Raw genomic sequence first — 24,092 nt, 5'->3', positions numbered from 1 at the left:
TTAAATTCGTTTAAACCGCAGCCGCACCGGCGACGATTTCGGAGAGTTCTTTGGTAATCGCAGCTTGGCGGGTCTTGTTGTAGATCAGCTTCAATTCGCCGATCACACTACCCGCGTTGTCGCTTGCAGCTTTCATCGCGACCATCCGTGCCGATTGCTCGGACGCCAGATTCTCCGCGACTGCCTGGTACACCAGCGCTTCTACATAGCGCTCCAGCAATTCGTCGATCACGCTTTGCGCGTCCGGCTCGTAGATGTAATCCCACGAGTGAGCACCCTTGTCGGCGACCATCTTGTCGGCCGTCAGGGGCAGCAATTGCTCCACGACTGGTTCCTGTTTCATCGTGTTGATGAATTTGGTGTAGCACAGGTACACTGCATCGATCTTGCCTGCCTGGAACTCTTCGAGCATGACCTTGACAGGTCCGATCAGTTTGTCCAGGTGGGGCGTATCACCAGTTTGAATGGCAGAGGCGACGATCTTGACGCCGATGCGATTCAAAAAACCCAAACCCTTGTTACCGATGGCAACTGCTTCAACCCGGTTGCCAGCTGCTTCCAGCTCGCGCGACTTCGACGTCACCTGGCGCAGGATGTTGGTGTTCATGCCGCCGCACAGACCCTTGTCGGTCGTGACAACGATGAAACCCACTGCCTTCGCTTGCGTACCCTGGGCAGCTGCCAGGAACGGGTGCGTGTATTCCGGATTGGCGGTCGCCAGATTGGCGGCGATATTCCGAATCTTGTCACTGTAGGGACGGGCGGCCCGCATCCGGTCTTGCGCCTTGCGCATTTTGGACGCGGCGACCATTTCCATCGCCTTGGTGATCTTCTTCGTATTCTCTACGCTCTTGATCTTGCCTCGTATCTCTTTGCTTGATGCCATGAGTCCTTACTCCTTCTGCGCGTAGGGCGGCGCCTCACTCGAGGTGGGCGCCGCCTGGCCGCTTAATATGCGCCGGATTTCTTGAAATCAGCAATGGCCGCCGACAGAGTTGCTTCGCTGTCTTTGTCGAGTTGCTTGGTTTCTTCGATCTTGGCCAGCAGAGCAGCTTGCTTGGTCTTCATGTAAGCGTGGACACCAGCTTCGAACGACAGCACTTGCTTGACTGGCACGTCGTCCATGAAGCCTTTATTCACCGAGAACAGCGATACGGCCATCAGCGAGATCGACAGTGGCGAGTATTGGGCTTGCTTGAGCAATTCCGTTACGCGGGCACCACGGTCCAGCTGCTTGCGGGTCGATTCATCCAGGTCCGAAGCGAACTGCGCAAACGCGGCCAGTTCACGGTACTGCGCCAAGTCGGTACGGATACCGCCGGACAGGTTTTTGATGACCTTGGTCTGGGCGGCGCCACCGACGCGCGATACGGAAATACCGGCGTTAATTGCAGGACGGATACCGGCGTTGAACAGCGAGGTTTCCAGGAAGATCTGACCGTCGGTAATCGAAATCACGTTGGTTGGAACGAATGCGGACACGTCGCCAGCTTGCGTTTCAATGATCGGCAACGCCGTCAGGGAACCGGTCTTGCCTTTGACGGCGCCGTCGGTGAACTTCTCGACGTAGTCGGCGTTCACGCGTGCTGCGCGTTCCAGCAGGCGGCTGTGCAGGTAGAACACGTCGCCTGGGTACGCTTCGCGACCTGGTGGACGGCGCAGCAGCAGCGAGATTTGACGGTATGCAACAGCTTGTTTGGACAGATCATCGTAGACGATCAGTGCATCTTCACCGCGGTCACGGAAGTATTCGCCCATGGCGCAACCGGAGTACGGCGAGATGTATTGCATGGCGGCCGATTCCGAAGCGGAAGCGGCGACAACGATGGTGTATTCCATCGCGCCGTGCTGTTCCAGCGAGCGCACGATGTTCTTGATCGACGAGGCTTTTTGGCCAATCGCGACGTAGATACATTTCATGCCCTGGCCTTTTTGATTGATGATCGCATCAATCGCCACAGCCGACTTGCCGGTTTGACGGTCGCCGATGATCAGTTCGCGCTGGCCGCGGCCAACTGGAACCATCGCATCGATCGACTTCAGGCCGGTTTGCATCGGTTGCGAAACGGATTCACGGGCGATCACGCCCGGTGCGATTTTTTCAATCGCGGCCGTCAGTTTGGTTTCGATGGCGCCTTTGCCGTCGATCGGCTGGCCCAGTGCGTTGACAACGCGGCCGAGCAGCTCAGGACCGACTGGCACTTCCAGAATGCGGCCGGTGCATTTCACCGTGTCGCCTTCGGAAATGTGCTCGTAGGCACCCAGAATCACGGAACCGACGGAGTCGCGTTCCAGATTCATTGCCAGGCCAAACGTGTTGCCTGGGAATTCCAGCATCTCGCCTTGCATCACGTCCGACAAACCGTGGATGCGGCAGATACCGTCGGCGACGGAAATAACCGTGCCTTGATTACGCACTTCAGCGCCGCCGTCAAGACCTTGGATCCGGCTCTTGATCAACTCGCTGATTTCAGATGGGTTGAGTTGCATACTAACTCCTAAAAGTGTTTCTCTCAGCTTGCGCGAGGGGTAAGGGTCTGTCTAAGCTGGCCTGCCGAAGCGCGTGTCTTACGACACCAGTGCAGCGTGCAGTTGCTGCAACTTGGCGCGCACCGAGGTATCGAGCACTTGGTCGCCAACGACCACGCGCACGCCGCCGAGCAGCGATGGATCCACTGTGACGGCAGGGTTGAGCTTACGACTGAATTTCTTTTCCAGCGTTGCGACCAGCTCGGCCGTTTGGCCTTCGCTCAGATCGAAAGCGCTCGTGATCTCGGCGTCAGCCGCACCTTCCAGGCCATTTTTCAAGGCATGGAATTGCGCGCCGATTTCCGGCAGCAGGCTGATGCGGCCATTTTCGATCAACATCGTGACGAAGTTTTTCACTTCCTCATTGAGCGGCGATTTCAACAACGACAGGATGGTGGCGGCGACGTCGCTTTCCGAAACTTTCGGATTGCGCGCGTACGCCTGTACCTCGGGGTGGCTACCGATCTGTGCCAGTTCGGACACCAGCTCGGACCACGCCGCGAGGTTGCTTGACTCCTTACCAGCTTGGGCTACGCGGAACAAAGCTTCCGCGTAGGGACGGGCGACGGTTGCGAGTTCTGCCATGATTACAGCTCGACAGCAAGACGCTGCAACATTTCGGCGTGAGCCGTAGCGTTAACTTCACGCTTCAAGATCTGCTCGGCACCCTTGACAGCCAGGTCAGCCACCTGAGCGCGCAATTGTTCGCGTGCTTTCGACAGTTGCTGTTCGGCGTCCGACTGGGCTTGCGCAATGATACGCGCAGCTTCAGCTTGTGCATTTTGCTTGATCTCTTCAGCAACCAGCTGCGCGCGCTTTTCAGCGTCCGCAACACGTTGCGACGCTTCTTCACGTGCACTGTTCAATGCCTCTTGCGCACGCTTTTCAGCGACTGCCATCGAAGCTTGACCTTGATCGGCCGCAGCCAATCCATCCGCGATTCGTTTGGCACGCTCATCCAGCGCATTGTTCAGCGCTGGAAATACGAACTTCATCGAGAACCAGACCAACACCGCGAAGGTGATCATCTGGCCGATGAGCGACATATTGATGTCCATACCTTTGCTCCTAACTAAAAGTTTCTCCTAGGGTTGGAGCGAATTACTGAGCAACAGCCGTCAGAGCGGACAGGAACGGGTTAGCGAACGTGTACAGCAGAGCAACACCAACGCCGATCATCGAAATAGCATCCAGCAGACCAGCGATAACGAACAGTTTGGTTTGCAGTTGTGGCATCAGTTCTGGTTGACGTGCCGAAGCTTCCAGGAATTTGCCACCCAAGATAGCGAAGCCCAGAGCGGTGCCGATTGCGGCCAGGCCGATGATGATTGCTGCTGCCAGAACGGTCATGCTTTGTACTTGTGCGATCAGAGCTTGCATAAAATTCTCCTAAATTTAAAAACGAAAGATACTAAAAAAACAAAATATAAAGTTAATGATTAATGTTTCTCAACCGCGAGGCTCAGATACACAACCGTCAACGCCATAAACACAAAAGCTTGCAAAGTTACAATCAAGATATGGAAAATTGCCCATGGACCACCCAACGCCCACTGTGCCCACCAAGGCAACAACGCGATCAAGATGAAAATCAGTTCGCCGGCATACATATTGCCGAACAGTCGCAGCGACAGGGAGATCAGTTTTGCAACCAGCTCAACCATTTGCAGCAAGAAATTGACAGGTGCCAGGGCGATCGTGCCGATCAGGCCGCTCGCGTGGAACGGTGCCGTGAACAGTTCCTTGATCCAGCCGCCCAGGCCCTTGGCCTTGATCGAGAAGGCGATCACGCACAGCACGACCGACAGCGACATGGCGAAGGTGTGGTTGACGTCGGCGGTCGGCACGGCGCGCAGTTTATGTACGCCAAACCAGCTCAGGATCTTCGGCAACAGGTCAACCGGCAGGAAGTCCATCGCGTTGAGCAACCAGACCCACACAAAAATAGTGATGGCCAGCGGCGCGATGACCTTGCTTTTCGCGTGGAAGGCCCCATTAATAGTGTCATTGACGATTTCCATGACCATTTCGACGAAGTTTTGCAACTTGCCAGGGACACCAGCCGTCGCGCGGCGCGACGCCATATAGAAAACAGCCAGGAAAACAAAGCCCAGAATGGCCGAAATCCAGAACGTATCCAGATTGATCATGCCGTCGGCACTTCTCAGGTGGGCCAGATGGTGACTGATGTATTCTGTGGCGTTGGCCGGGGCAGCATGGCCCGCTTCAATAGCGTGTTCTGTGGTCATAATGAATTTAGATTTGTCGTTTCAGAGCTCAACAGGCCCCAAAACCAATGATTAAACAGCGAGCAATGAAAACCAGTATGCTAAGGTTGCCACCGCGAAACCCAAGATCAGCCATAACCAGGCGGCCGACTGAAACAACACCAGTGCCAATATAAACAGCACCGCTGTGATAAATATTTTCACCACTTCTGCGCGCAAATGCGCCCGGAATGCCTTATTGGCGTCGCTAGAACCGCGAACCACCAACAGGGCATACACCAGGCTACCGATGACTGCGATAGCGCCGCCGTATGCGGCGGACCAGCCTCTGACACTGCCACCGAAAAACAGGGTGACCGTGGCAAAACTGATAGCGATTGCTAGCTGCAAGGCAACTACTTTGTAGACTGGCTTGGCAATACTTTGTTGTGAATCACTCAATTGCCAAGTTCCCAGAAAAATCTACACACGCAAAGACACGGGATTATAGTTGGCTTTGATCTATAGAGTCAAACGTTGCTGCACCGCAGCAGGGCAATTGCTGCGTGAAACTGACGCTTTACCGACTATTCGCCGCCTTTTGCACCACTATATGGCAAAGCCGCTTGTCTGGCCGCTTCCAGCCGTGTTATCAAGGAATCACGTGGTGCATCCGGAAAGCATGGCCGGATTGTCCACACCCGCATGGCCCCTGCCTTTGCAGCTTGCTATTTAACCACGCAAGCGGGTCAACAAACCATCCAATACGTCAAGATCGGCAAAATCGATCACCAATTGGCCACGGCCCTTGTTGCCCATCTTGAACACCACGGGCGTGGCCAGCGCATCGGACAGCTCTTCTTCCAGGCGCGCGATGTCGCCGGACTTTTCCTTTTGCCGCGGCTCGACCGGGTTGGCCGCTTCCTCGACCGTGCGCGTGACGAGCTTTTCCGTTTCGCGCACGGACAGGCGCTTGGCCACGACCTGGTTCGCCAGGGTGATCTGGCTGGCCGCATCGACGGCCAGCAGCGCGCGCGCATGGCCCATGTCGATATCGCCGGCCATCAGCATGGTTTGCACGGGAGCGGCCAGGTTCATCAAGCGCAACAGGTTCGACACGGCGCTGCGCGAGCGTCCCAGCGCAGTGGCCGCTTGCTCATGCGTAAAACTGAAGTCGGCGATCAGGCGGTGGATGCCTTGCGCTTCTTCCAGTGGATTGAGGTCTTCGCGCTGGATGTTCTCGATCAGCGCCATGGCGGCGGCAGCCAGGTCGTCCACGTCGCGCACCAGTACCGGCACTTCCGTCAGGCCGGCCAGTTGCGAAGCCCGGAAACGGCGTTCGCCGGCGATGATTTCATATTTCACCAAGCCGCTCAAGGTGTCTTGCCCGATCGGGCGCACCAGGATCGGCTGCATCAGCCCTTGCGCCTTGATCGAGGCGGCCAGTTCGTTCAAGGCTCCCTCGTCCATGCGCGTGCGCGGCTGGTATTTGCCGGCTTGCATTTGCGACACGGGCAAGTTCGACGGTTGATTCGTGTCCGGACTGGTGAAGTCGCCACCGCCGCCGCCCAACAGGGCGTCGAGTCCGCGACCCAATCCTTTTAATTTTTTCGTAGCCATGCTGTCCTAATCGTGTTTTCAGAGTAAGCGCTTACATCATGAAGTGCAGACGCCCGCCCCTTGTTTACATATGTTTGATGCGTTCGACCATCTCGGCGCCGAAGGCGATATACGCCTGGGCACCTTTCGAGCTGGGGTCGAAGGTCACGCCGGGCAGGCCGTACGACGGCGCTTCGGCCAGGCGCACATTGCGCGGGATGATGGTATTGAACACCTTGTCGCCGAAGTGCTGTTCCAGCTGCGCCGACACTTGTTGCGATAATGTCATGCGCGGATCGAACATCACGCGCAAGAGCCCAATGATCTTCAGATCCGGATTCAGGTTCGCATGCACCTTCTTGATGGTGTTGACCAGGTCGGACAAGCCTTCCAGTGCGTAGTACTCGCACTGCATCGGGATGATCACGCCATGCGCGGCGCACAGGCCGTTCAAGGTCAGCATCGATAATGCCGGTGGGCAATCTACCAGGATGAAGTCATATTCACTATCCACTTCGGCCAGCGCATCCTTCAGGCGGCGTTCGCGGTTGTCCAGCTCGACCATCTCCACTTCGGCACCGGCCAGCTCGCGGTTCGATGGCAAGACATCGAAGCGCCCCGCTTCCGAACGCTGGCGTGCCGTCTTGACATCGGACTCGCCCAGCATCACTTCATAGGTCGACGCCTTCAAGCCGGCCTTGTTGATGCCGGCGCCCATGGTCGCATTGCCCTGCGGGTCGAGGTCGACCAGCAGCACGCGCTGGTTCAACTTGGCCAGACCGGCGGAGAGGTTGACGCTTGTTGTGGTTTTACCAACACCACCCTTTTGATTTGCTACACAAAAAATTTTGGCCATGTATCTTCTAGTTGTAAAGAGATGCAAACTTCATCGTGCGCCCCGGCATTGGACCGAAACGATTTATACTATTTATTTAATTTATACGATATAAATCGTTTATACGGTTTATATTATTTATACGGTATAAACTGTTTATATGATTTATACCATTTAATTCTGCGGCCTTTAAATTCTTGCTATAAAGACCAGATGACGCTCTGCATTTAGCCCTGGCACCTGGATTGCTCGTAATTCCGTCACTTTCCAGTCTGCCGGCAGTCGCTCTCTCTCATCTGGCGGTGCCACCCCTTTCAAGGCGATGAATTGCCCTTCCTCGGCCAGCACGTGGTTCGACCAGTTGACGAAGTCGGACAGGTCGGCAAAGGCGCGCGAGGTGATCACGTCGAATTTCTGCTGCACTTCCAGCTGTTCCACCCGTTTCGTGTACACGGTGACGTTGCTCAAGCCCAGTTCCGCCTTCACTTGCGTCAAGAATGCCGTCTTTTTATGCACGGTGTCGATCATCGACACCTTGATATCGGGCCGCGCGATGGCCAGGACCATGCCCGGCAAGCCGCCGCCAGCGCCCACATCGAGCACATTCTTGGCATCCGCGAACGCCGGCACGGCGGCCAGCGAATCGAGCACGTGCAGGGTCAGCATCTGCAGGGGATCGCGTACCGACGTCAGGTTGTACACGCTGTTCCATTTGGCCAGCAAGGCCAGGTAATCGAGCAGTTTTTCCGTCTGATCCGCGCTCAGATCGAGTCCCAGCGCGGCGATGCCTTCATTCAAAATCTGGGCCAATGCGGCCCGGTCAAACTGCTTCATTCAACAACCTCGTCCTTTAAAGTGGTGGTCTGTATTTCGGCCTGACCAGCGCCAAAACCGCGCTTTTTCAGGTGCACCAGCAGCAGCGAAATCGCCGCCGGCGTCACGCCCGAAATGCGCGATGCCTGGCCCAGGGTTTCCGGACGCTGCTTGTCGAGTTTTTGCCGCACTTCGACCGACAGCGCGCCGATATCCAGGTAATTGAAACCTTCTGGCAAGGCCAGGTTTTCATAGTGTTCGTGGCGCTCGATTTCCTTGCTCTGGCGCTCGATGTAGCCCGCGTATTTGAGCTGGATTTCCACCTGTTCGCGCACGGCGGGATCCATCACGCCGGGGCCGGCCAGGGCCTGGCCTTCCATGCCCGTCATGCTCATCAGGGTGTCGTAGGCCACGTTCGGGCGGCACAGCAGGTCCGCCAGCGAGTACTCGCGTTCGATGGCCTGGCCGACGATGCGTTCCGACTCGGCGGCCGCCAGGATGCGCGGATTGACCCACGTGGAACGCAGGCGCTGCAGTTCCAGCGCCACCGCTTCGCGCTTGGTCTCGAACGCTTGCCATTGGGCGTCGCCGACGCAGCCCAAAGTGCGGCCGATTTCCGTCAGGCGCATGTCGGCATTGTCTTCGCGCAGGCTCAAACGGTACTCGGCGCGGCTGGTGAACATGCGGTACGGCTCCTGCACGCCCTGGGTGATCAGATCGTCGACCAGCACGCCCAGATAGGCCTCGGAGCGGCCCGGTACCCAGGCTTCCTTGTCCTGCGTCAGCAAGGCCGCATTCAGGCCCGCCAGCATGCCTTGCGCGGCCGCTTCCTCGTAGCCCGTGGTGCCATTGATCTGGCCGGCGAAGAACAGGCCAGCGACGGCCTTCGTTTCCAGCGACGCTTTCAAGCCGCGCGGGTCGAAATAATCGTATTCGATGGCGTAGCCGGGACGCAGGATGTGGGCGTTTTCCATGCCCTTCATCGACTGCACCAGGGCGATCTGCACGTCGAACGGCAGGCTCGTGGAGATGCCGTTCGGATAGAACTCATGCGTCGTCAAGCCTTCCGGCTCGAGGAAGATCTGGTGCGATTCCTTGCCCGAGAAACGGTGGATCTTGTCTTCGATCGAGGGGCAATAACGGGGGCCGACGCCTTCGATGACGCCCGTGTACATGGGGCTGCGGTCCAGGCCGGCGCGGATGATGTCGTGCGTCTGGCTATTCGTGTGCGTGACCCAGCACGGCACCTGGCGCGGGTGCATGGCCGTGTTGCCCATCACGGAAAACACGGGCACGGGATCGAGGTCGCCCGCTTGTTCCTGCATGACGGAAAAGTCGATCGTGCGGCCATCGATGCGCGGCGGCGTACCCGTTTTCAAGCGCCCTTGCGGCAGTTTCAGCTCTTTCAAGCGGGCCGACAGCGAGATGGCAGGCGGGTCGCCGGCGCGGCCAGCCGAATAATTATTCAAGCCCACGTGGATCTTGCCGTCGAGGAAAGTACCGGCCGTCAGCACGACGGCGCGCGCGAGAAACTTCAGGCCGATCTGCGTCACGGCGCCGACGACCCGGTCGCCTTCGACGATCAGGTCATCGACGGCTTGCTGGAACAGCCACAGATTAGGCTGGTTTTCCAGGCGCGTGCGGATGGCGGCCTTGTACAAAATACGGTCGGCCTGGGCGCGCGTGGCGCGGACTGCCGGGCCTTTTGAGGAGTTCAGGATGCGAAACTGGATGCCGGACTCGTCGGTGGCAATCGCCATCGCACCGCCCATGGCATCGACCTCCTTGACCAGGTGGCCCTTGCCGATGCCGCCGATGGAGGGATTGCACGACATCTGGCCCAGTGTCTCAATATTATGCGTGAGCAATAGCGTCTTCTGCCCCATGCGGGCGGAAGCGAGGGCCGCCTCGGTACCGGCGTGACCACCGCCGACAACAATGACGTCGAATTCTGTAGGAAATAACATGATAAATAGGTAACAGTGCAAGTAAAAATGCGGGAAGAGAGCTCCGATTATAGAGTCTTTTTGCAAGCGCAACCTTCCACGGGCCAATTTTTGCTTAATTTTTACTCAGCAGGGGCAAGCCAACGGTGATTTTTGTTTCACGTGGAACACGCAGCGGTACCAGGAAAGGGCCCGCGATGGGGCTGCGGCGTCCGGCAATGTTTGCTACAATTGCCGCATCGTCCGCATCCGTGGCCACGCCAGTGGCCAGCGGGACGATCATCCAGGAGGACGGCCTCCCCCATCATGGGAACACACCGGGACGGCCCGCTCTGTATAAGGAGCCGCCATGGCCTGGATACTGTTACTCATTGCCGGCATGTTTGAAGTCGTGTGGGCATACTCGATGAAACTCTCCGAGGGTTTCACCAGACTTACTCCCTCCATCATTACCATCGTCATGATGATCGCCAGCTTCGGCTTGCTGTCGCTGGCCATGCGCACCCTGCCCTTGGGCACGGCCTATACGATCTGGACGGGCATCGGCGCCGTCGGCGCCTTTATCGTCGGCATCGTTTTTCTGGGCGAGCAAGTCAACACCATGCGCGTATGCGCTGCCGTCCTCATCGTGTGCGGCATCGTGCTGATGAAACTGTCGTCCAGCCACTAAGAGGAATCGACATGCTCCTCGAAAACTATTTTCCCGTCCTCCTGTTCATTCTGATCGGCATCCTCGTCGGCATCGTACCCATGCTGCTGGGGCGCGCGCTCGGTCCGCACAAACCCGATCCGCAAAAGCTGTCGCCGTATGAATGCGGCTTCGAAGCATTCGGCGACGCGCGCATGAAGTTCGACGTGCGTTTCTATCTGGTCGCCATCCTCTTCATCCTGTTCGATATCGAAGTCATCTTTCTGATGCCGTGGGCGGCCAATGTCAACGAATTGGGTTTGGTCGGTTTCTGGGCCGTCATGGGTTTTCTCGCCGTGCTGACAATCGGACTAGTGTATGAATGGAAGAAAGGCGCACTGGACTGGGAGTAAGCCACGTATCTGGTTCCACGTGAAACAGGCGCGTGGCTGGAAAGCGGAGTAAGCTTGGCTTCTGTCCTCACTGTCAGGAGTCTGCATGTCCGCCTTCCAGTTCCGCACCGTGCCCCATCTGATCGTTGAACCGGGCGCCGCCACCCAACTGGGCACGCACATCGCCCACCACTTCCCGACCGTACGCCGCGCCCTGCTCGTCACCGACGCAGGCTTTTTGCGCACGGGCCTGGCCGATGCCGCCCTGCACAGCTTGCAGGCGTCCGGCATCGAAGTCCACGTGTTTTCCGACGTGCAAGCCGATCCGCCCGAAGCCATCGTACTGGCTGGCGTGGGCCAGGCGCAGATGTTTCACGTGGAACTGATTATCGGCCTCGGTGGCGGCAGCTCGCTGGACGTGGCCAAGCTGATCGCCGTACTGGCGCCGGGCCACCAGGAACTGGCGCAACTGTATGGCATCGGCAATGTTCACGGCCAGCGCCTGCCCCTCGTGCAATTGCCGACCACGGCCGGCACGGGCTCGGAAGTGACGCACATCGCCATCGTCACCACGGGCGCCACCAGCAAGATGGGCGTGGTCGCGCCGCAACTGTATGCGGACCTGGCCATCCTCGACGCCAGCCTGACCCTGGGCTTGCCGCCCGCCGTGACAGCTGCCACGGGCATCGACGCCATGGTGCATGCGATCGAAGCGTACACGAGCCGCCTGCTGAAAAATCCCTTGTCCGACATGCTGGCCACCCAGGCGCTGTCGCTGCTGTCGAACAACCTGGTCACCGCCTGCCGCGATGGCAGCAACTTGCCGGCGCGGCAAGCCATGCTGCTGGGCGCCATGCTGGCCGGGCAGGCGTTTGCCAACGCGCCCGTGGCCGCCGTGCATGCGCTCGCCTATCCCATCGGTGGACTGTTCCACGTGCCGCATGGCCTGTCGAATGCGCTGGTACTGCCGCACGTGCTGCGTTTTAATCTGTCCCATGCGGCCCCGCTGTATGCGCAACTGGCCGCCATCCTGCAGCCCGGCATCGCGGGCAGCGAGGAAGCGCGGGCCGTGGCCCTGATCGATAGCATGCAGGAGATTGCCGTGGCCACGGGCATCGTGCGTACCTTGCGCGAGGTGGGCATCGCAGCCGGCGACCTGGACCGCCTGGCCGATGAAGCCATGCTGCAGATGCGCTTGCTGGGCAACAATCCCCGGCCCGTCACCCGCGGCGACGCGCGCGCCATCTATGCGGCCGCACTGTGAAGCAGCAGACGGAGCCTGCCACCCCGCCCTGCTACACTGCCGCCATGACGCCTCCCGACATCCCCATCCATCCTGACAGCACCCACTTTCCGCACGGTGCCTGCGCGGGCTGCCACGACAGCGCGCCGCTGCCGTTCGCCTTCGAGTATGCGTATCAGCCCATCGTCGACCTGGCCACGCGCAGCATCTATGCGCACGAGGCGCTGGTGCGCGGCCCCAACGGCGAAAGCGCGGCCAGCGTGCTGGCGCAAGTCAACGACGGCAACCGCTACCGCTTCGACCAGGCGTGCCGCGTCAAGGCCGTGGCCGGCGCCGCCAGGCTGGGCATGCAGGGATATCTGTCGATCAACTTCCTGCCCAACGCCGTCTACCGTCCCGAGGTGTGCATCCGCAGCACCCTGGAAGCGGCCAAGCTGCATCGCTTCCCTACCGACAAAATCATCTTTGAAGTGACGGAAGGCGAACGGGTGCAAGACCGTCCGCATCTGGTCGAGATTTTCCGCGCCTACCGGCGCTTCGGTTTCCAGACCGCCATCGATGATTTCGGCGCCGGCTATGCGGGCTTGAACTTGCTGGCCGAATACCAGCCTGACATCATCAAGATCGACATGGATCTGGTGCGCGGCATCGATACGCATGCGCCGCGCCAGGCCATCGTGCGGGCCATCGCCAGCCTGTGCCATGAACTCGGTATCCGCGTGCTGGCCGAAGGCATCGAGACACGCGCCGAGCGCGATTTTCTTTCCGGCTGCGGCATTTCCCTGATGCAGGGCTACTGGTTTTCCAAGCCCGTCTTCCAAGGACTCGGTCACATCGCCGAGTCGGCCTGGGCATAAAAACGGCCACGTGAAACGTGGCCGCAAGTTCCACAAGCGAGACAGCCTAGTTGGGAATATCGACGACAGTCCCCGTCACGCTGATGACATTGCCGGGCGCCGGTGCCGTGGCGATCGCCGGCACGTTGACATTCGTGATCAGGGTCGACACATCGGTACGTGTCACCGTGCGCACCACCTGCGATGGCGGCAAGGCTTGCTTGGCATTCAAGTGCGCATACATGGCGTCCAGCGCCCGGTTCAGGTACACATGCAGCGGCACGATCAGGGTTGGTAACGCATTGCTGAAGGAATCGAAGTGGTTGGCGTTGGTCACCTCGATATAGCGCAGCTGGCTATTCGCCCCTTCCACGGCGGCGTTCAGGCCCAGATAGGCACGCGACGCATGATTGACGGGAATGAGCGTGTCGCTGCGGCCGTGCACGATGATGGCTGGCTTGCCGTTCAGTTTGCCGCTGGCCGCGACCTCGGCCATGCCTGCCCGCACGCGCACGCTTTGCGTCGCCAATGTCCCCTGCAAGTTGGCGCCGCTGACAGTGTCGCGCCCCGTCGCCAGGCTGCGCAGGCACAGGAAGCCATCAAGCGACTGGTCCGCCAGACTGCTCGACGGCGACACGCCGGCCGTGTACACCTTGGCGCCGCCCACGCTGTTCTCGTACACGACATTGCCGAGAATGCCGTTTTGCGCGGCAAAGCTGGCCGCCTTTTGCGCCGACGTGAACGCAATCGGATTGCCGCTGCCGTCCGTCTGCGCAAACGTGAAACCGCACACTTTATCGGTCACGGAGAATTTTCCGTAGGCATACGCGTACGTGACGGCCACGAGGATGTTCGTGCCCGCATGCGCGGCCTGCAGCGGATCGGAGTCAAGCAGCCAGCCATACGCGCGCAAGCGCTGCTTCGCATCGGCCTGCTGCGCCGCCAGGTCGGCGCCGTCCAATAGCCCCTTGGCGACGAGCGCCGTGCAGCGTCCCGCATTGCCGGCCACGGAAGCGACGCACGGCTGATACAGGGCCGCATAGGTGGCGTAGTCGAACAGCGCACTGCCGGGATTGGCCACCACCGCCCCGCCCTGGCGCACAGTGTAGGCGCTCGATGCCGCCGGCTGGACTTGCGGCTCGCTGGCCGCCACGCCGCTGATCAAGCCCTTGCTATCCTGTTCCGCCGCCAGCAAGGCCGAGCCGGCACCGTTGGAAATGCTCGAGGCGATCGTGATGGTGTTCTTCGGCGTCAGCCGCACGATGCGCGAGCTGCCGTCGCGGGCCAGCACGCCGTAGCGCTCGTTCAATACGTAGTACGCCATCTCGACGGCCTGCAAGGTGACCTTGCCCCAATCCTTTTCCGGATTCTGCTGCGAGTGCGCGTGCTTGAAGGCGATGCGGTTCGGATTGCTGCCCGCCCAGGCCAGCCGCTCGGCGTCGCTCAAGTCCGGCGCGAAGAGCGCATTCTTGCCGGCGGCCACCCTGCCTGCCCGCAGGCCGTTTTGCAGGTTGACGCTGTCGTCCTCGAACACGTACAGGCCCGTGCCGGAACCCTTGTCGGCATACGCCACGGCGCAGCCTTTTTTCAAGCCCCATTCGCCGGAGCTGCCGATGGCGCCGTAGATGCCGCGCGAGCCGCTCGACGTACCGGTGACGATACAGGCATGGTCCGGGTCGAAGCTGGCCGGCACCTGCACCATCAGGGTGACGTTCTTCTTGCCCGTGCCATCATCAGCATAGGCGATGTATTCACTGCCCGGTATCAGGCCTTCGCCCGTGCCCACGTTGCCGGATGCATCCACGTTCGGTCCGTACAGGGTGCCGTAGCCGCTGTTGGCGGCAATGTCGAGCACGGCGCGGTAATTGGCGTAGATGGCATTGCGGCGCAGTTCGAGCGGTGTCGGCTGTTCCACATTTGCATACGCGGGCGCGGCGCCCGCCAGCCCCGTCTTGCCGAGACCGGCCGTGAGCAGATCGTTCGTCTTGCCGTCGTAGTCGGCCCGCGTGATGGTGCCCAGGTAGCCGGGCATCTGGTTCAGTTCTTCCGGCGCATGGTTGCTGCCGCAGGCTGCCAACGCCAGCAGCGTGCACAAGCCGCTCCCCGCGCGCGTGATCGTCATTTGCATGGTGGTACTCTCCGTTGAAGTAACAGTGGACGCACAATGAAAAACGCCGGACGATCCGTCCGGCGTTGCTTGAAAATCAGACCGCGGCTTTGGCAGCCCTGCCGCCGAAGCGCGCGATGGCTTCGCCGACGATACCGCGCCGGAACATCAGCACGCAGATGACGAAGATCACGCCCGTCACCATGCCCACCGATTCGCCCAGGGTGCCGAACCACTCGATGCCCGTGTGGGTGGCCAGGTAGGTACCGACATCGCCCAGCTTGTTTTCCAGCGCGATGATCAGCACGGCGCCAAGGATGGGGCCGGACAAGGTGCCCATGCCGCCCACCAGGGTCATCAGCACGACCAGGCCCGACATGCCCCAGTACACGTCGGTCAACGTCTCAAAGCCCAGCACCAGGGTCTTGGTGGCACCGGCCAGTGCGGCCAACGAAGCGGAGAGCACGATGGCCATCAGCTTGTACTTGTTGACGTCGTAGCCGAGCGAGATGGCGCGCGGTTCGTTTTCCTTGATCGCCTTGAGCACCTGGCCGAACGGCGAGTGGATGGTGCGCACGATCAGGGCGAAGCCGGCAACAAAGATGGCCAGCACGACGTAATACAACACGGTGTCGTTGCCCAGGTCTATCGTGCCCAGCAAGGTTCCACGTGGAACACCCTGCAAGCCATCCTCGCCGCCAGTGAACGGCAAGCGCAAGGCCAGGAAGTACACCATCTGCGCCAGCGCCAGGGTGATCATCGTAAAGTAGATGCCCTGGCGGCGGATCGCCAGGCCGCCGATTACCAGGCCCAGCAAGGCGCCCGTCGCGACGCCGGCCAGCAAGCCCAGTTCCGTTGGCCAACCCCAGGTGCGCAGCGCATAGCCGGTGACATAGCCGGCGCCGCCAAAAAATGCCGCATGGCCGAACGACAGCAAGCCCGTATAGCCAATCAGCAAGTTGAAAGCGCAGGCAAACAGGGCAAAGCACAGCAGCTTCATCAGGAAGACGGGGTAGCCGTAAAACGGGGCCGCCAACGCCAGCAGCAAGGCAATGGCGTAGCCTACATTCTTATTCATCGTGGTAGCTCCAATACATGACTGATGAGGATTACTTTTCTTTGCCGAACAGGCCGGCGGGACGCAGCAGCAGCACGATGACCATCACCACGAACACCACGGTGGCCGAGCCTTCCGGGTAGAACACGCGGGTCAGGCCCTCGATCACGCCCAGGCCCAGGCCCGTCAGGATGGAACCCATGATGGAACCCATGCCGCCAATCACCACCACGGCAAACACGACGATGATCAGGTTCGAGCCCATCAGCGGCGAGACCTGGATGATCGGCGCCGCCAGCACGCCGGCGAAACCGGCCAGCGCCACGCCAAAGCCGAACGTCAACGTCACCATCAGCGGCACGTTGATGCCGAACGCTTCCACCAGTTTCGGGTTTTCCGTGCCGGCCCGCAGATAGGCCCCTAATTTGGTTTTCTCGATGACGAACCAGGTAGCCAGGCACACGGAGAGCGAGGCGATCACCACCCAGGCGCGGTAGTTCGGCAAGATCATGAAACCGAGGTCCGTCGCGCCGGCCAGCGCTTCGGGCACGGCATACGGCTGGCCCGAGACGCCATAGAAGGAGCGAAACACGCCTTCCATGATCAGGGTGATGCCGAAGGTCAGCAGCAAGCCATACAGGTGGTCGAGTTTATACAGCCAGCGCAGCATGGTCTTTTCGATCAGAATGCCGACCAGGCCGACGAGGATCGGGGCGATGACCAGCATGGCCCAGTAATTGATGTCGAAATAGCTGAGGCCCATCCAGGCCAGGAAGGCGCCCATCATGTACATGGCGCCGTGCGAGAAATTAATAACGTTAAGCAAGCCGAAGATAACGGCCAGACCGAGGGACAACATGGCATAGAACGAGCCGTTGACGAGACCCAGCAGCAGCTGGCTCATCATCGCTTGTATTGGAACGCCGAAAATTTCCATGGCATCACAGTATAAAAAGCACCGCCAGGTAGCGGTGTGGTATCAAGGGAAACGCGCCACCGCAAACGGGTGCGGCAGCGCAAGGCGTACCCTGCGGGCGAAGCGCATGCAGGACAGAGCGCCCGCGCGCAGGCGGGCACTCTGTGGAGGTTGCTACAGCGTTACTTCCACAGCGAACACTTCGACTCGGCCTTGGTTACATACGCTTGCGCACCGGGCACGGTGGCGACTACCTTGTAGTAATCCCATGGGTATTTCGACTCGGACGGTTTCTTGACTTCCATCAAATACATATCGTGCACCATGCGGCCATCGGGACGCACTTCGCCATTCTGGGTGAACATGTCGTTGATCTTGGTCTTTTTCAGGTAGGCCATGACCTTCTCGGTGTCATCCGTACCGATCGCCTTGACGGCTTTCAGGTAGTTCGCCGCCGCCGAATAGTCGGCCGCCTGCAGCATCGATGGCTCTTTCTTCATCTTCGCGAAATAGCGTTTCGACCAGGCGCGCGTTTCAGGATTCAAGTCCCAGTACCAGCCATCCGTCAGGTACATGCCCTGCGTCAGGTTCAGGCCCAGCGAATGGATATCATTGATGAAGATCAGCAAGCCGGCCAGCTTCATCGATTTCGTCAGGCCGAACTCATTGGCCGCCTTGATGCTGTTGATGGCGTCGCCGCCCGCATTGGCCAGGCCGAGGATTTGCGGTTTTGCCGATTGCGCCTGCAGCAGGAAGGAAGAAAAGTCCGAGGCGCCCAGCGGATGCTTGACGCTGCCCAGCACCTTGCCGCCGGCCGCCTTGACGACCTCGGCCGTATCTTTTTCCAGCGAGTGGCCGAACGCATAATCGGCCGTCATGAAATACCAGTTCTTGCCGCCCTGCTTGACGATGGTGCCGCCCGTGCCGCGCGCCAGCGCCACGGTGTCGTAGGCGTAATGCACGGTGTACGGCGTGCACTCTTCATTCGTCAGGCGCGAGGAGCCGGCGCCGATGGCGATGAAGATTTTTTTCTTTTCCGCCGCGACCTTGGCCATGGCCAGGCTGGCGCCGGAATTGGTACCGCCGATCAGCATGTCGACGCCCTGCTGGTCAAACCATTCGCGCGCTTTCGAAGCGGCGATGTCGGCCTTGTTTTGATGATCGGCGGAAATGAATTCCACCTTTTTGCCGGCCAGTACCACACCGGCATCGGCGATCGCCATCTTGATGGCTTCCGCGCCGCCGAGGCCGTCGACGTCGGAATACACGCCCGACATGTCGGAAATAAAACCGATCTTGATGGTGTCGCCCGATACCTGGGCATGCGCGGCGGCGGACAAGCCCAATGCGCACAGGGTGGCGGTGGCAATGGCGATAGCGTTACGTTTCATAGTGTCTCCGTTGGGATTATTGTTTGCTATTCAGTCGATTGCTGGACGATGACGAGTACAACAGACTACATGGGGACTACACGCCAAGCAGCTCGGTCAGTACCGGCATCTTGGCCTCCAGTTCGGATGCAGCAAAAGTCTCGACGATCTGACCGTGCTCCATCACATAAAACCGGTCCGCCAGGGGCGCGGCAAACCGGAAATTCTGTTCCACCATGACGATGGTGTAACCCTTCGCTTTCAGGGTGGTGATCATGCGCGCCAGCCCTTGCACGATGACGGGCGCCAGGCCTTCGGAAATTTCATCGAGCAGCAGCAAACGCGCGCCCGTGCGCAGGATGCGCGCCACGGCCAGCATCTGCTGTTCTCCGCCCGACAGGCGCGTGCCCTGGCTGTGGCGGCGTTCCTGCAAGTTCGGGAACATGGCGTAGATTTCTTCCACCGACATGCCCTTCTCGCCGCTGGCCAGGGTTGGCGGCAGCAGCAGGTTTTCCTCGGTCGACAGCGAGGAAAAAATGCCGCGCTCTTCGGGACAATACCCGATGCCCAGGTGGGCGATTTTGTGCGTGGCCAAACCTATCGCTTCGACGCCGTTGACTTTGATGGAGCCCGTGCGCGCGCCCGTCAAGCCCATGATGGCGCGCAAGGTGGTGGTGCGGCCAGCGCCGTTACGGCCCAGCAAAGTGACCACTTCGCCCTGGGCCACTTTCAGGTTCACATCGTGCAGGATGTGCGATTCGCCATACCAGGTGTGCAGCTGCGTAATTTCCAGCGCGGGTGCGCCGCCATTCACTTGTGTCGCCATCAATGCGCCCCTTCCAGTTCCGCGTGGGTGGTACCCATGTACGCTTCCATCACTTGCGGATTGCGCGACACTTCCGCGTAACTGCCTTCGGCCAGCATGGCACCGCGCTGCAGGACGGAAATCTTGTCGCAGATGCCCGACACCACGCTCATATTGTGTTCCACCATCAAAATCGTGCGGCCAGCCGACACTTTTTTGATCAGTTCCGTCACGCGGTGCACGTCTTCGTGACCCATGCCTTGCGTCGGTTCGTCGAGCAGCATCATTTCCGGTTCCATCGCCAGGGTGGTGGCAATTTCCAGCGCCCGTTTGCGCCCGTACGGCATGTCGACCGTGATGGTGTCGGCAAACTCCGTCAGGTCGACTTCGGCCAGCAAGGCCATGGCGCGGTCGTTGAGCTGGTTCAATGCACGTTCGCTTTGCCAGAAGTGGAACGAAGTTCCCAGCTGGCGCTGCAAGCCGATGCGCACATTTTGCAGCACGGACAAATGCGGGAAGACGGCGGAAATCTGGAAGGAACGGATCACGCCCATGCGCGCGATCTGGGCCGGTTTGGCGGCCGTGATATCTTTCCCATTGAACAGGATCTGTCCGGAAGTGGGGACCAGGAATTTGGTGAGCAAGTTAAAGCACGTGGTCTTGCCGGCGCCGTTCGGACCGATCAAGGCGTGGATATGGCCCCGCTCTACCTTCAGGTTCACTTCGCTCACAGCGGTGAAACCCTTGAATTCCTTGGTCAAATTTCTTGTTTCCAAGATTACGTTTGACATCGTGTCTCCTAGTTGTACTTTTTGTACTACTTAGTCATTTTTATAATACACAACTTAAATTTAACGCACAATACAGTATAACTACGGGGATTTTTCGCCAGCCCGAATGGCGCAAACTCGCGCCTTTACCCAGCTATTTCCAGCTATTTCCAAGCCGCATGTATCATTTGCGCCGCTTTTTCCGCGATCATCACGGTGGGCGAGTTCGTGTTACCAGAAGTAATGTACGGCATGATCGACGCGTCGACGACGCGCAAGCCTGCCACGCCGATCACGCGCAACTGGCTGTCGACCACGCTGGAAGCTTCGCTGGCCAGGCCCATGCGGCAAGTGCCCACCGGATGAAAAATGGTGGTGCCGATCTGGCTGGCCGCCTGCGCCAACTCTTCCTGGCTCTGGAATTGCACGCCAGGCTTGTATTCTTCCGGCGCAAATTTTTTCAGGGCCGGCGCGGCGGCGATGCTCCGCGTCAGGCGCAAGGCGTCGGCCGCCACGCTGCGGTCCTGCTCGGTACTCAGGTAATTTGGCATGATTTTCGGCGCCGCATAGCTGTCGGCCGACGCGATGTGCACGTGGCCGCGCGACGTGGGACGCAGATTGCACACGCTGGCCGTAAACGCGGGAAACGCGTGCAAGGGTTCGCCGAATTTGTCCAAGGACAAGGGTTGCACGTGGTATTGCAGGTTCGGCGTGGCTTGCAGTGGATCGGACTTGGCGAACGCCCCCAGTTGCGACGGCGCCATCGACATGGGTCCGCTCTGGAACAGCGCATATTGCAAGCCGATCTGCATCTTGCCCAGCATATTGCCCGCCATGATGTTCAAGGTTTTCACGCCCTGTACTTTAAAGACCATACGCAGCTGCAAATGATCCTGCAAATTGCCGCCCACGCCAGCGGAGTCCAACACGGGCACGATGCCATGCTGCTGCAACAAGGCGGCCGGGCCGATGCCGGACAGTTGCAGCAATTGGGGCGAACCGATGGCGCCCGCCGTCAGCAAGGTTTCCCGCCGGGCCGTCGCCTGCCACTGCGTGCCGCCGCCCGTAAACACGATGCCCGTGCAACGGGGCCCCGACTCCGAAGTCTCAAGCAATAGACGTTCCACGTGGCAGCCCGTCATGATGGTCAGATTCGGGCGGCGCGATGCCGGTTTCAAGAACGCTTTCGAGGTATTCCAGCGGATGCCGCGGCGCTGGTTGACGTCGAAATACGCGCTACCGCTATTGTCGCCGCCATTGAAATCGCTGGTTTTCGGGATGCCGACTTGCTGCGCCGCATCGCGGAATGCATTCAGGATATCCCATGACAGGCGCTGTTTTTCCACGCGCCATTCACCGCCCACGCCATGGTTTTCCGACGCGCCGCCGTAATAATCCTCGCTTTGCTTAAATAGCGGCAAGACCTTGTCCCAGCGCCAGGAAGCGTCGTCCGTCAAATCGGCCCAGTGATCGTAATCGCCGGCCTGGCCCCGCATATAGATCATGCCGTTGATGGAAGAGCTGCCACCAAGCACTTTACCGCGCGGATAGATCAGGCTGCGCCCGCCCAGTCCCGCGTCCGCCTGCGTGGAATACAGCCAGTCCGTGCGGGGATTGCCGATGCAATGCAAGTAGCCGACGGGGATGTGAATCCACACATAGTCGTCCTTGCCGCCCGCTTCCACGAGCAAAACGTTGGCGTCCTTGTCGCGCGTGAGCCGATTGGCCAGCACGCAACCTGCCGTGCCGCCGCCCACGATGATGTAGTCGTATTCGCCTGCCGATTCCAATGAAGCTCCTTTCGGTATGCCATCAAGCTGTCGCGCGGCGTGTCTCCCCACCGCATTCCGCTACCAGAGTCTGTCTTTCTTCATGCATGCATGGCTGCTGAGCCGCCTTGAGATTACCACCAGTGCCGGGCCAGGGCGACATTAATCGTTGCCTGGGATACGGCTAGCGTCACGACAGGTAAAAAAGAGCATCAAGCCAGGGTCTGCAAGCTGTGGATAACCGTATGGATATCCACAGGTACGATATGTGAGTAAACGAATTTTTTTTCGGACGTGTTTTTTTATCCCAAAACCATCCCAGGCAGATACAACGCTTACTCAGCGCTTATCCGTACGCCAAGCGATTGTTTACAAGGATAAATCAGGACTTATCCACAGAAGATGCCGCCGTTAATTACTATTACTATTCTTGTATACGAACTTGTTAAGGTAAACCCGACAACGCGCGCTTTGCCTGCTCTCCGCCTTGAAGAACATTCGCAAGCCTGTCTTCAAAAAAAAACCGGAAAGCTGCTTTTGCCGACAAAAAAAATCGCGCCAACAACTGAGCGACGAAAACCGGCACAGCCGGCATCACGCACACAGCACTGCAAAACCGTTTTGCAAAATGGAAACGTCAAGAGACCTGAGCAGGCACAGTGCCGGCAGGCGATTCGATATCAAAACGAAGGAGAGTTTGAGACGATTGTGGATAAGTCACTTGATATCCACAGGATGACTTGTGCGTAAACACGAACTTTTGCACAGGCCCGCATTTTATACAATTTTGCTCCTCGCGTGATACAGCGATTATGCACGCTTTATTTTGCGTGTAAACGATTGATCCTGTTGAAAAAAAGCGACTTATCCACAGAAAAAAACGCGTTTACTATTACTACTATTTTTATATATAGATCTATTGTAAACCGACAAAAAAAGCGAAAGTCCGGGGATATTTCCAAAAAGCATGCAAAACCGTCAAAAAAAAGCCAACGGCGACATCGAGACCGACTGCCAAACCGTCTTCCAGGAATCAACTGGACGCTCACGTCGGTGAAAGAACAACGCTCGTGCCCGCTCACTGTTGATTGGCAGACATAGGTCTATGCCAACGAAACACGTCAAACATGCCACTACAGCAAGAAAAACCACGATGTTTGCGTGCTGGTGTGGATAAGTGCCTGTATATCCACAGGATGAGATGTGGGAAAAGTCGATCTTTGTCCACAAGCCAATTTTTATCCCAAACAAGTCCGCCATAGATACAATGCTTGTGCGCCTACTTTTTTGTACGCTAAGTCGATGATTTTTCGATGGTATACCGACTTATCCACAAAAAAATGGCCGTTTACTATCACTACTATTTTTATGTATACATCTTTATTTAAAACACAGAGACAAACGCGAACGGTGGAAAAGTCGCCGAAACGGCTGTTTTCACCATGTAAACCGTTTTGCAATTCAAAAAACCTGTAAAACAGCATGCATACACATAAAAAAATGCGTTTAGGCATCATCAGTGCCTTGCACGAAGAACAGCAGGGGCTGGTAGAAGCCATGCAGAGCCCCCAGAGGCGTTCGCACGGCATGCGCGACTACACCCTGGGAACCTTGTGGAATATCGACGCTGTGTGCGTCCTGTCGCGTCTGGGCAAGGTTGCTGCTGCCATGACTGCTTCTATCCTTGTGGAAAAGTACGGAGTTACCCACATCGTCTTCACCGGCGTGGCCGGCAGTGGGGATAAACACGTGAAAGTGGGCGATATCGTCGTGGCCGAAGCGCTGATGCAGCACGATATGGATGCCCGCCCTCTGTTTCCCCGCTTTGAAGTGCCATTGACTGGCTTGCAGCGCTTCGCCACGGACCTGGAACTGAGCACGCAACTGGCTGCCGCCGCGGAAGATTTTCTGCGTGACGATGTGTCCAGCGTGCTCAAGGCGGCACATATCGTGGAATTTGGCTTGCAGCAAGCGCGAGTGCACCGCGGCCTGATCGCCAGCGGCGACCAGTTCATCGGCAGCGCCGCGCATCTGAACCAGCTGAAAGTTGATATCCCCGACCTGCTGGCCGTCGAAATGGAAGGTGCCGCCGTGGCGCAAGTGTGTTTTGAACTGGGCGTGCCGTTTACGGTCATGCGCACCATTTCCGACAACGCCAACGAAGAGGCGGCCATCGACTTCATGCGTTTCGTGCAAACCGTCGCGTCGCCGTACGCGTATACGGTGATCCAGCAATTGTGCCAGCGTCTGGCAGGCTGATTTTTCATCCA

Annotated in this window: 23 protein-coding genes; 5 read left to right on the top strand and 18 right to left on the bottom strand. The window is 58.7% G+C overall.

The features are described from left to right. Nucleotides 1-10 precede the first annotated feature (10 nt). The 11 genes from atpG to mnmG all read right to left on the bottom strand — a co-directional run bounded on the left by atpG (nt 11) and on the right by mnmG (nt 9,950). A complete protein-coding gene (atpG, locus tag VM94_RS01345; RefSeq protein WP_046681852.1) occupies nt 11-886 on the bottom strand; it encodes a F0F1 ATP synthase subunit gamma in 876 nt (291 codons plus the stop codon). A gap of 62 nt (nt 887-948) precedes the next feature. Further along, the gene (gene atpA, locus VM94_RS01340) at nt 949-2,490 is read right to left on the bottom strand and encodes a F0F1 ATP synthase subunit alpha (protein WP_034752701.1); all 1,542 of its coding nucleotides are present in this window, start codon (nt 2,488-2,490) and stop codon (nt 949-951) included. A 78-nt stretch (nt 2,491-2,568) separates the two neighbouring features. Then, nucleotides 2,569-3,114 carry a F0F1 ATP synthase subunit delta gene (locus VM94_RS01335; protein WP_034752699.1) on the bottom strand — a complete coding sequence of 182 codons (546 nt, stop codon included), beginning with the start codon at nt 3,112-3,114 and terminating at the stop codon, nt 2,569-2,571. A gap of 2 nt (nt 3,115-3,116) precedes the next feature. After that, nucleotides 3,117-3,587 carry a F0F1 ATP synthase subunit B gene (locus VM94_RS01330; RefSeq protein ID WP_034752697.1) on the bottom strand — a complete coding sequence of 157 codons (471 nt, stop codon included), beginning with the start codon at nt 3,585-3,587 and terminating at the stop codon, nt 3,117-3,119. Nucleotides 3,588-3,630: 43 nt separating this feature from the next. Continuing rightward, a complete protein-coding gene (atpE, locus tag VM94_RS01325; protein ID WP_034752695.1) occupies nt 3,631-3,909 on the bottom strand; it encodes a F0F1 ATP synthase subunit C in 279 nt (92 codons plus the stop codon). Nucleotides 3,910-3,968: 59 nt separating this feature from the next. After that, complete coding sequence (gene atpB / locus VM94_RS01320) at nt 3,969-4,778, bottom strand: F0F1 ATP synthase subunit A (protein WP_046681851.1); 810 nt, start codon at nt 4,776-4,778, stop codon at nt 3,969-3,971. A 51-nt stretch (nt 4,779-4,829) separates the two neighbouring features. Then, on the bottom strand, nt 4,830-5,198 hold the full coding sequence (locus VM94_RS01315) for an ATP synthase subunit I (RefSeq protein WP_034752692.1): 369 nt from the start codon (nt 5,196-5,198) through the stop codon (nt 4,830-4,832). Nucleotides 5,199-5,468: 270 nt separating this feature from the next. Then, the gene (locus tag VM94_RS01310) at nt 5,469-6,356 is read right to left on the bottom strand and encodes a ParB/RepB/Spo0J family partition protein (RefSeq protein WP_046681850.1); all 888 of its coding nucleotides are present in this window, start codon (nt 6,354-6,356) and stop codon (nt 5,469-5,471) included. Nucleotides 6,357-6,420: 64 nt separating this feature from the next. Next, complete coding sequence (locus tag VM94_RS01305; protein ID WP_046681849.1) at nt 6,421-7,191, bottom strand: ParA family protein; 771 nt, start codon at nt 7,189-7,191, stop codon at nt 6,421-6,423. A gap of 168 nt (nt 7,192-7,359) precedes the next feature. Beyond that, complete coding sequence (gene rsmG / locus VM94_RS01300; RefSeq protein WP_046681848.1) at nt 7,360-8,004, bottom strand: 16S rRNA (guanine(527)-N(7))-methyltransferase RsmG; 645 nt, start codon at nt 8,002-8,004, stop codon at nt 7,360-7,362. Next, complete coding sequence (mnmG, locus tag VM94_RS01295; protein WP_046681847.1) at nt 8,001-9,950, bottom strand: tRNA uridine-5-carboxymethylaminomethyl(34) synthesis enzyme MnmG; 1,950 nt, start codon at nt 9,948-9,950, stop codon at nt 8,001-8,003. The genes rsmG and mnmG overlap by 4 nt, the downstream gene beginning before the upstream one ends. 328 nt (nt 9,951-10,278) lie before the next feature. Between mnmG and sugE the strand changes: the two genes are divergently transcribed. From sugE to VM94_RS01275, 4 genes are all read left to right on the top strand, one after another. After that, the gene (sugE, locus tag VM94_RS01290; RefSeq protein WP_046681846.1) at nt 10,279-10,599 is read left to right on the top strand and encodes a quaternary ammonium compound efflux SMR transporter SugE; all 321 of its coding nucleotides are present in this window, start codon (nt 10,279-10,281) and stop codon (nt 10,597-10,599) included. An 11-nt stretch (nt 10,600-10,610) separates the two neighbouring features. After that, nucleotides 10,611-10,970 (top strand): NADH-quinone oxidoreductase subunit A, encoded by a 360-nt coding sequence (locus VM94_RS01285; protein WP_046681845.1) that lies wholly within the window; start codon nt 10,611-10,613, stop codon nt 10,968-10,970. Between the two features lie 85 nt (nt 10,971-11,055). Next, nucleotides 11,056-12,213, top strand: a complete 1,158-nt coding sequence (locus VM94_RS01280; protein WP_046681844.1) for an iron-containing alcohol dehydrogenase — start codon at nt 11,056-11,058, stop codon at nt 12,211-12,213. Nucleotides 12,214-12,257: 44 nt separating this feature from the next. Next, on the top strand, nt 12,258-13,049 hold the full coding sequence (locus VM94_RS01275) for an EAL domain-containing protein (RefSeq protein ID WP_046682051.1): 792 nt from the start codon (nt 12,258-12,260) through the stop codon (nt 13,047-13,049). A 46-nt stretch (nt 13,050-13,095) separates the two neighbouring features. Here the strand turns inward: VM94_RS01275 and VM94_RS01270 are convergent, their stop codons facing one another. The 7 genes from VM94_RS01270 to VM94_RS01240 all read right to left on the bottom strand — a co-directional run bounded on the left by VM94_RS01270 (nt 13,096) and on the right by VM94_RS01240 (nt 21,843). Further along, a complete protein-coding gene (locus VM94_RS01270) occupies nt 13,096-15,156 on the bottom strand; it encodes a 3-hydroxybutyrate oligomer hydrolase family protein (RefSeq protein ID WP_082127499.1) in 2,061 nt (686 codons plus the stop codon). Between the two features lie 76 nt (nt 15,157-15,232). Continuing rightward, the gene (locus tag VM94_RS01265) at nt 15,233-16,213 is read right to left on the bottom strand and encodes a branched-chain amino acid ABC transporter permease (RefSeq protein ID WP_034752665.1); all 981 of its coding nucleotides are present in this window, start codon (nt 16,211-16,213) and stop codon (nt 15,233-15,235) included. A 31-nt stretch (nt 16,214-16,244) separates the two neighbouring features. Next, nucleotides 16,245-17,129 carry a branched-chain amino acid ABC transporter permease gene (locus VM94_RS01260; protein ID WP_034752662.1) on the bottom strand — a complete coding sequence of 295 codons (885 nt, stop codon included), beginning with the start codon at nt 17,127-17,129 and terminating at the stop codon, nt 16,245-16,247. 161 nt (nt 17,130-17,290) lie between these two features. After that, the gene (locus VM94_RS01255) at nt 17,291-18,499 is read right to left on the bottom strand and encodes an ABC transporter substrate-binding protein (RefSeq protein WP_046681842.1); all 1,209 of its coding nucleotides are present in this window, start codon (nt 18,497-18,499) and stop codon (nt 17,291-17,293) included. Nucleotides 18,500-18,575: 76 nt separating this feature from the next. Then, nucleotides 18,576-19,304: an ABC transporter ATP-binding protein gene (locus VM94_RS01250; RefSeq protein WP_034752656.1), complete on the bottom strand. Its 729-nt coding sequence runs from the start codon at nt 19,302-19,304 to the stop codon at nt 18,576-18,578. Further along, nucleotides 19,304-20,074, bottom strand: a complete 771-nt coding sequence (locus VM94_RS01245; RefSeq protein WP_035823437.1) for an ABC transporter ATP-binding protein — start codon at nt 20,072-20,074, stop codon at nt 19,304-19,306. The genes VM94_RS01250 and VM94_RS01245 overlap by 1 nt, the downstream gene beginning before the upstream one ends. A gap of 143 nt (nt 20,075-20,217) precedes the next feature. Beyond that, nucleotides 20,218-21,843 carry a GMC family oxidoreductase gene (locus VM94_RS01240; protein WP_046681841.1) on the bottom strand — a complete coding sequence of 542 codons (1,626 nt, stop codon included), beginning with the start codon at nt 21,841-21,843 and terminating at the stop codon, nt 20,218-20,220. A gap of 1,479 nt (nt 21,844-23,322) precedes the next feature. Here VM94_RS01240 and VM94_RS01235 point away from each other — a divergent pair. Beyond that, nucleotides 23,323-24,081, top strand: a complete 759-nt coding sequence (locus VM94_RS01235; RefSeq protein WP_046681840.1) for a 5'-methylthioadenosine/adenosylhomocysteine nucleosidase — start codon at nt 23,323-23,325, stop codon at nt 24,079-24,081. Nucleotides 24,082-24,092: the final 11 nt, after the last annotated feature.

Source organism: Janthinobacterium sp. KBS0711 (assembly GCF_000988085.1).
Classification (GTDB): Bacteria; Pseudomonadota; Gammaproteobacteria; order Burkholderiales; family Burkholderiaceae_D; genus Janthinobacterium; species Janthinobacterium lividum_E.
The sequence above is the reverse complement of the archived record's forward strand: the minus strand, read 5'-3'. Positions and strand labels throughout refer to the sequence as shown.